Raw genomic sequence first — 7,845 nt, forward strand, 5'->3', positions numbered from 1 at the left:
GCTCCAGCCCTGAATCCTCAGCCGCCGGGACCTTCTTCCAGGACTGCGTCGAGGGCTTCGTGGACCTGGTCGATCCAGATGATCTGCAGCCGCTCCCGGGCCACGGGGGGGATGTCCTCCAGTTCCTTCCGGTTGCGGGAGGGCAGCATGACCCGCGTGATCCCCGAGCGCAGGGCCGCCAGCACTTTCTCCTTGATGCCGCCCACCGGCAGGACGAGCCCCCGCAGGGAGATCTCCCCGGTCATGGCCGTGTCGCTGCGCACAGAACGCCCGGTGAACAGCGAGACCAGCGCGACGAACATGGCGATGCCGGCGCTGGGCCCGTCCTTCGGCGTCGCCCCGGCGGGCACGTGGATGTGGACATCCAGCTGTTCGAAGTCCTCGCCCGACAGACCCAGTTCGCCCAGGTGCCCCTTCAGGAGGGACAGGGCGGCCTGGGCGCTCTCCTTCATCACGTCGCCCAGCTGGCCGGTCAGGAGGAGCTTGCCGCTGCCAGGCATCCGGGCCGCTTCGATGAACAGGATGTCGCCGCCCACGGGGGTCCAGGCGAGCCCCGTGGCCACGCCCGGCTTCCCCGAGCGCATGGCGCTCTCCGACTCGAACCGGGGCGGGCCGAGGATCTCGCCCAGATCCTCTGGCTTCACCCGGAGGGCATTCACAGTCCCCTCGGCGACACCCATGGCGACGTGGCGGAGCACCGATCCGATTTCCCGTTCGAGGTTCCGGACACCAGCCTCCCGCGTATAGTCCCGGACGATGGCGGTGAGGGTGGCCTCCTCGAAGGCGCATTGCTCTGCCGACAGCCCGTGGATCGCCAGTTGGCGCCCCACCAGGTAGCGACGGGCGATCTCGAGCTTCTCCTCCTCGGTGTAGCCGGGGAGCGGGATCACCTCCATGCGGTCCCGGAGAGGGCCCGGGATGGTATCCAGTACATTGGCCGTGCCGATGAACATCACGTGCGACAGGTCGAAGGGGAGGCCCAGGTAGTTGTCGCGGAAGGTGCTGTTCTGCTCCGGATCCAGGGCTTCCAGCAGGGCTGAGGCGGGATCGCCGTGGAATCCCCCGGCGCCCAGCTTGTCCATCTCGTCCAGCATGAACACCGGGTTGCGCGTGCCCGCGCCATGGATGCCCTGGATGATGGTGCCCGGCAGGGCGCCGATGTAGGTGCGCCGGTGGCCCCGGATCTCCGCCTCGTCGTGGACGCCGCCAAGGCTCGCATGCACGAACTTCCGGCCGGTGGCATGCGCGATGCTCTGCCCGAGCGAGGTCTTCCCCACCCCAGGCGGACCGACAAAACACAGGATGGGGCTCTTGCCACCGGGGTTGAGCTTGCGGACCGCCAGGTATTCGAGCATGCGCTTCTTGATCTTCTCCAGGCCGTAGTGGTCCGCATCCAGGATCTTCCGCGCCTCGGAGATATCGATGCCGGCCTCGCTTTCACGGGACCAGGGCAGCTCGGTCAGCCAGTCCAGGTAGGTGCGGATCATGGAATACTCGGCGGCCGAATCCGGCATGCGCTGCAGGCGCTTCAGCTCCTTGCGGGCCTGCTTCTCGACGTCCTCCGGCATCTTCGCCTCGGTGATCGCCTTCGCGACCGCCTCCAGTTCAGCCGCCGTCTCGTCTGTATCCCCGAGCTCCTTCTGGATCTGTTTCAGCTGCTCGCGCAGGAGGAATTCCCGCTGCTGGGCATTCATGGCCTCCCGCGTCTGCTCGGTGATCTTGCGGGACATGTGGATCACTTCCAGGGCGTGGGCCATGCGCGCGAGCACTTTGTCCAGCCGCTCCCGCACATCGAAGGTCTCGAGGATGTCCTGCTTGTCCTGGGCCCTGATGTCCATCAGCCCGGTCACCAGATCGGCGGCGGGCCCGGGCGCAGTGAGCTGCTGGATGGCGTTGATCAGTTCCAGGGGCGGCATGGGGAGGGCTTCGGCGTATTCCTGCACTTGCTGACGCAGCGTGACGAGCCGGGCCTCCAGGGCGCTGGACAGGGTGTCGTCTTCGCGAACCCGGTCGATCCGTGCGACCAGGAAGGGCCAGCCCTCGAGGAATTCGGCCACCCGGAAGCGCTGCTCGCCGTGGCAGATGAGGTGGTGGGAGCCATCCGGCGTCGTGATGAAACGGAGGATATGAGCCAGGGTTCCGACCCGGTAGAGGTCTTCCGGACCCGGCTCATCCTCGGCCGGATCACGCTGCAGCAGGAGTCCCAGCGAGCGCTCCGCCTTGATGGCGTCCTGCGCCGCGCTGACGGATGGTTGTCCCTGGCCGATGGTCACCACCGTCACCATGCCGGGGAAGAGCTCGAGTTTGCGCACGGCGATGATGGCCGCGGCATCCTTCGGCAGGTTGGACCCCGTCTCTCCAGTGGCCTCGCGGTCGGCCCGCGATCCATGGTTCCTGTTCATGGGCCTTCCGCCTTCCGGAACGTGAGGAACAGGCAGCCGTCGCACAACTCGTTCCGGACGGCCTGGAGCCCCGGGGGCAGGCCTTCGATCCGGCGCTCGAAATGGCCGTGGGGTATCTCCATGCGGTGGATGGCGCCGATACGCTCTTCCCAGTGGACCGGGAGATCGCCGCTGATCACCAGGTCCGTTTCTTCCCAGAGCACCTGCAGGCGGTCGATGGACATGCCGGGCAGCGCCACCACGATGTGCAGGGCCCCATCGGATTCGAAGATGTCCACCGGGGGCTCCCAGGCCGGGTGCCGTGAAGTGGACCGGCCCACATGGAAGAACTGCTTTTGCAGGCGCTCGGCCTCGTTCAGCACCTCGAGGGCGCGGGTCCACATCCAGGTTCGGGGATCGCCGGGTTTCATGGTGGGAGCACCGGGGTAAACCTCTGGGGCCATCCTCGCCCAACCCCACTTCAAGCATGGTGATCCGTCCCCCCTCCGCAAGGTTGGGCTACGCTGGAAGGCTGGAGTTTCGATGGACCGACTGGTGATCCAAGGTGGACATCCCCTGCGGGGGCGCATCCGGGTTTCGGGGGCGAAGAATGCGGCCCTGCCCTGCCTGGCGGCGGCCCTGCTGACGCCGGAGGCCGTCGTCCTCTCCAACCTGCCGGCCGTGGCGGACATCCGCACCATGGTGAAGGTGCTCCAGGCCCTGGGCACGGAGGCCTCGCTGGAACCCGAGGGCGAGGGCTTCGAACTGACCGCCAAGCTGGCCTGTATCGGCAGCGACGAGCCCAAGGCCCCCTACGACCTGGTGAAGACCATGCGGGCCTCCATCCTGGTGCTCGGACCCCTGCTCGCCCGCTTCGGCAAGGCCACCGTGAGCCTGCCCGGCGGCTGCGCCATCGGCGCCCGGCCCGTGAACCTCCATCTGGAGGCCCTGGAGCGCATGGGCTCGGTGATCGAGATCAGCCACGGCTACATCCACGCCTCGGTGAAGGGTCGCCTCAAAGCCATCGACCACGCCTTCGCCAAGGTGAGCGTGGGCGCCACCGAGAACATCCTCATGGCCGCGGCACTCGCGGAGGGCACGACGGTTCTGCGCAATGCCGCCCAGGAGCCGGAGATCGGCGATCTGGCCCAGCTCCTCGTCAAGATGGGCGCCCAGATCGAGGGCATCGGCACGGGAACCCTGACCATCACCGGCACCGAACGCCTCCACGGCTGCGAGCATGCGGTCATCCCCGACCGCATCGAGGCCGGCACCTACCTCTGCGCCGTGGCCGCGGCCTGCGGCGACGTGGTGCTGGACCGCTGCGAGCCCTCGCACCTGCGCGCCCTGCTGGACCTGCTGGAGCGGTCGGGCTGTGTCATCACCGAACGGGAGGGCCAGGAGGGCCGCCAGCTCCGGATCCAGCGCGAGTGCGGCCAGAAGCTGCGTTCCAAGGATGTCACCACCCTGCCCTACCCGGGCTTCCCCACGGACCTGCAAGCCCAGGTGATGGCCGTCATGACCCAGGCCTGCGGCATCAGCGTCATCAACGAGGGTATCTTCGAGAACCGTTTCCAGCACGCCATGGAGCTGGAGCGTCTCGGCGCCAACCTGCGCACGGACGGCCATACGGCCATCGTCGCCGGCCCTGCCGAGCTGACGGGCTGCACGGTCATGGCCACGGATCTCCGCGCCAGCGCCGCCCTGGTCATCGCCGGGCTCGTGGCCGCGGGGGAAACCGTCGTGGACCGCATCTACCACCTCGACCGCGGCTACGCCGGCCTGGAGAAGAAGCTCCAGGGCGTGGGCGCCCGCATCGAGCGCGTGGGCGGTGGCCGGGTCTAGGACCGGTCTGGACGGACGTCCGAGAGCCCCATGCGCCGCGCTGACCGCCTGTTCCAGATCGTGCAGCTGCTGCGGCGGGACCGCCTCAGCACCGCGGCCAAGCTCTCCCGGGAACTCGGCGTCAGCGAGCGCACCCTCTACCGCGACATCGCCGACCTCATGGCCTCGGGCGTGCCCATCGAGAGCGAAGCCGGCGTGGGCTATAGCCTCCCCCGGCACTTCGACCTCCCGCCCGTCATGCTCAACGCCGAGGAGGGCGAGGCTCTGCTCCTGGGCGCCCGTGTCGTGGCCGCCTGGGGCGATCCCTCGCTTCGGGAGGCCGCCGAGAGCCTCCTCCGGAAGGTCGAGGCCGTCCTGCCGCCGAATCGGAAGCAGTCCCTGTCGAACCTGCCCTTTCTCGTGCCGGACTTCCATGTCCCCCCGGAGACCGCCCGCTTCCTCGGCGAGCTGCGCCAGGGCCTCCGCGAGCAGCGGCGGGTGCGGATCGCCTACACCCGGGCGGACGGGACCACCTCCGAGCGGGTGCTCCAGCCCCTGGGCCTCATCTTCTGGGGCTACCGCTGGCACCTCGCGGCCTGGTGCGAACTCCGCGAAGCCCTCCGCACCTTCCGGGTGGATCGGATCCGCTCCACGGAACTGCTCGGCCCCTTCGAGGCGGTCGCCGGCCAGAGTTTGGAGGCTTACCTGGGAAAAATCAGGACGGAAAAGAACCAGATCTAAAAGCGCCTGTCCAAACACTCCTGCCACCAGGTTGTCAGGAGTCGGCGTCAACATGGGTCTCTCAACCACCCAAGGAGCCCTCATGGCCCTCGCTCAAGCCCTCCTCCCCGAGTTCGAACACGAAATGGCCACCCTGCGCCGTGTGATCGAGCGCATCCCCGCGGCCCACCTGGACTACCGCCCCCATCCCAAGTCCTTCACCCTGGGCGACCTCGCCAACCACCTGGTGAGCATCCCGGGCTGGGCCGTCAGCACCCTGACCATGACCGAGCTGGACTTCGGTCTGCCGGAGACCCAGGCCCGCCAGCCCAAGCCCAGCAGCACGACCGAAGGCCTCCTCCGCACCCTGGACACCCAGGTGGAGGCGGCCCTGGGGGCCTTGAGCAAAACTGCTGACGAGGACTTCCACGTGGTCTGGACCCTGAAAAACAACGGCGAGGTCCTGTTCGCCATGCCCCGCATCGCCGTCTACCGGGGCTTCGTGATGAACCACCTCATCCATCACCGGGCCCAGGTCGCCGTCTACCTCCGGATGCTGGAGGTGCCGGTTCCCTCCATCTACGGTCCCAGCGCCGACGAGAACTGAGCCCGATCACGGCCCGCGGCGCCTCTCACCAGGCGCCGCGGGGTTCTGTCGGGCACCCTCATCCCTGTGACGACCTCCACCGGGCCCCTCGGCTACACTGGGATCGAGATCGGGGGATCCATGTTCGGCGAGATGAAGGTCTTTTCCGGGAGCAGCCACCCGGACCTGGCGAGGGGTATCGCCACCCACATGGGCATGCCCCTGGGAAAGCTGAAGATCACGCGGTTCTCCAACGAGAACATCAAGGTGAAGGTCGAGGAGAACGTCCGCGAATCGGACGTCTTCGTGATCCAGACCTCCTGCCCCCCCGTCAGCGACAACCTGCTGGAGCTGCTGATCCTCATCGACGCGCTGAAGTTCGCGTCCGCCGCCCGCATCACCGCGGTGCTGCCCTACTTCCCCTATGCCCGCAGCGACAAGAAGGACGAGGCGCGCATCTCCATCACGGCCCGGCTGGTGGCCGACCTGCTGGAGACCGCCGGCGCCGACCGTGTGCTCACCATGACCCTGCACGCGCCGCAGATCCTGGGCTTCTTCCGCAAGCCCGCGGATCAGCTCCTGGCCACGCCCACGCTCACGAACTACTTCAAGACCAAGGACCTCTCCAATGCCGTGGTGGTGGCCACGGACGCCGGTGCCGCCAAGTTCGCGGGCCACTTCGCCAAGCGGCTCTCCGTGCCCATGGCCATCATCGACAAGCGCCGCTTCGACGACTCCGAGAAGGCCCAGAGCGTGGCCCTCATCGGGGATGCGAAGGGCAAGGACGCCATCATCTACGATGACGAGATCGCCACCGGCGGCTCCATCAAGGAGGCGGCCCGCATCCTCCGCGAGTTCGGTGCCCGCACGGTCCGCGTGGGCGTCACCCACCCCGTGTTCTCGGGGAATGCCGTGGAGATGCTGACATCCGCCGACCTGGACGAACTGGTGGTGACCGACAGCATCCCCGTCCCGCCCGACCGCGCCAAGGCCCTGCCCAACCTGCGGGTGCTCTCCACCGCCGCCCTCTTCGGTGATGCCATCCTCCGCATCCACGGGGGACGGAGCATCAGCGAAATGATGGACTGATGCCAGTCCGCCTCGACCCCATCGAGGCACCGCCAAGCCTCGATCTGCTGGGCCCCTTGGGACCGGAGATCGCGCCCCTGTTCACCCGGCCCTTCCTGGTCCTGCACCGGGCTTCGGAACTGTACACCGCCCGCATCTGCCTCCTGCTGCTCTTCGACCTGGGCTGGGAGACCCGCCTGAGAAGCGGCGTCACCCTCGACGACCTCTGCGAGGGCCTGGCCCCCCAGGCCCGCAAACCCCTGGCCTGGATGCTGCCGTTCCTCGCCACGGCCGACCTGCTCGTGGCGGAGGAGGGGCGCTATGTGCTCCGGGGCCTCCCCGATCTCGACCTGGCTGATATCCGTGCGGCCGTGGACATCGAGGCGCCGGGCCATGCGACCAACTTCGACCTCCTCGACGGCGTGCGCTCCCACATCCAGCCCTTCTTCACCGAAGGCAAGGACGGCGACGCCCTGCTCTTCGACCTGGCGTTGTTCCCCCTCTGGCTGGCCTACTTCCGCAATGGGAACCTGGGCTACTTTCCCAACAACTTGCTGACCCTGCTGGCCCTCCGCGAGGGCCTGCCGCCCGGCGCACGGGTGCTGGAACTGGGGGGCGGCGCCGGCTCCTTCGCCCAGCTGGTGGCCCAGCAGGGGACCGAGGAAGGGTGGCTGGGCCGCATCGCTGAATACCGCTTCACGGACGTGGCGCCCACCTTCCTGCGGCGGGCCCAGCGGAACTTGGCCGCGGCCGCGCCCAGCCTGCCCCTCGCCTTCCAGGCCCTGGACCTGAACCGGCCCCTGGCGGCCCAGGGCATCGCCCCCGCCAGCCTCGACGCCATCGTGGGCATCAACGTGCTGCATGTGGCCCAGGATCTCGAGGCCACGCTCCGCGACCTCCGCGGCCACCTGAAGCCCGGGGGCCGGCTCGTCATCGGCGAATGCCTGAAGCCCAGCCTCGACACACCGCTCTACCTGGAGTTCTTCTTCAACTTCATCAAGGCCTTCACCAGCGTGAAGCTCGACCCCCGCTGGCGGCCCCGCCACGGGTTCCTCACGCCTGAAGCCTGGGACGAGGCTCTGGGCCACGCGGGGTTCACCGGAATCCAGCACGTTCCCCCGCCCCGCCCCCTCATGGATCGCCACCCCAGCTTCACCGTAGGCGCCATAACCGCGATGCCCTGAACCAAGAAGAGAAGCGGGGGCGGGGCGCCGCCTGGGAGTTTTGGGGGGGCCCAAACCACAGGCCCCCCCGGAAAACCCCCCC

General features: G+C 68.2%; 7 protein-coding genes. 5 read left to right on the forward strand and 2 right to left on the reverse strand.

Annotated elements, in window-relative coordinates; translation table 11 throughout:
• Positions 1–17 precede the first annotated feature (17 nt).
• Both lon and NOV65_RS07085 read right to left on the reverse strand, forming a co-directional pair.
• Positions 18–2,402, reverse strand: a complete 2,385-nt coding sequence (gene lon, locus NOV65_RS07080) for an endopeptidase La (protein WP_257305384.1) — start codon at positions 2,400–2,402, stop codon at positions 18–20.
• On the reverse strand, positions 2,399–2,845 hold the full coding sequence (locus NOV65_RS07085; protein WP_257305386.1) for an Hsp20/alpha crystallin family protein: 447 nt from the start codon (positions 2,843–2,845) through the stop codon (positions 2,399–2,401). The genes lon and NOV65_RS07085 overlap by 4 nt, the downstream gene beginning before the upstream one ends.
• A gap of 79 nt (positions 2,846–2,924) precedes the next feature.
• Here NOV65_RS07085 and murA point away from each other — a divergent pair, with 79 nt between their 5' ends.
• From murA to NOV65_RS07110, 5 genes are all read left to right on the forward strand, one after another.
• Positions 2,925–4,226 carry a UDP-N-acetylglucosamine 1-carboxyvinyltransferase gene (gene murA, locus NOV65_RS07090; RefSeq protein ID WP_257305387.1) on the forward strand — a complete coding sequence of 434 codons (1,302 nt, stop codon included), beginning with the start codon at positions 2,925–2,927 and terminating at the stop codon, positions 4,224–4,226.
• A gap of 30 nt (positions 4,227–4,256) precedes the next feature.
• Positions 4,257–4,946, forward strand: coding sequence for a helix-turn-helix transcriptional regulator (locus NOV65_RS07095; protein WP_257305388.1), 690 nt, complete (start codon positions 4,257–4,259; stop codon positions 4,944–4,946).
• A gap of 82 nt (positions 4,947–5,028) precedes the next feature.
• Complete coding sequence (locus NOV65_RS07100; RefSeq protein WP_257305390.1) at positions 5,029–5,532, forward strand: DinB family protein; 504 nt, start codon at positions 5,029–5,031, stop codon at positions 5,530–5,532.
• A 120-nt stretch (positions 5,533–5,652) separates the two neighbouring features.
• Entirely contained in the window at positions 5,653–6,600 is a 948-nt protein-coding gene (locus NOV65_RS07105; RefSeq protein WP_257305391.1) for a ribose-phosphate diphosphokinase, read from the forward strand.
• Entirely contained in the window at positions 6,600–7,763 is a 1,164-nt protein-coding gene (locus NOV65_RS07110; protein ID WP_257305392.1) for a class I SAM-dependent methyltransferase, read from the forward strand. Before NOV65_RS07105 ends, NOV65_RS07110 begins: the two co-directional genes overlap by 1 nt.
• The last annotated feature ends 82 nt before the right edge of the window (positions 7,764–7,845 follow it).

The organism is Geothrix campi (assembly GCF_024609265.1).
Classification (GTDB): domain Bacteria; phylum Acidobacteriota; class Holophagae; order Holophagales; family Holophagaceae; genus Geothrix; species Geothrix campi.

Bases quoted from the DNA above. Each gene is read 5' to 3' on its own strand.
- lon (WP_257305384.1), bottom strand. From the start codon at position 2,402: ATGAACAGGAACCATGGATCGCGGGCCGACCGCGAGGCCACTGGAGAG.
- NOV65_RS07085 (WP_257305386.1), bottom strand. From the start codon at position 2,845: ATGGCCCCAGAGGTTTACCCCGGTGCTCCCACCATGAAACCCGGCGAT.
- murA (WP_257305387.1), top strand. From the start codon at position 2,925: ATGGACCGACTGGTGATCCAAGGTGGACATCCCCTGCGGGGGCGCATC.
- NOV65_RS07095 (WP_257305388.1), top strand. From the start codon at position 4,257: ATGCGCCGCGCTGACCGCCTGTTCCAGATCGTGCAGCTGCTGCGGCGG.
- NOV65_RS07100 (WP_257305390.1), top strand. From the start codon at position 5,029: ATGGCCCTCGCTCAAGCCCTCCTCCCCGAGTTCGAACACGAAATGGCC.
- NOV65_RS07105 (WP_257305391.1), top strand. From the start codon at position 5,653: ATGTTCGGCGAGATGAAGGTCTTTTCCGGGAGCAGCCACCCGGACCTG.
- NOV65_RS07110 (WP_257305392.1), top strand. From the start codon at position 6,600: ATGCCAGTCCGCCTCGACCCCATCGAGGCACCGCCAAGCCTCGATCTG.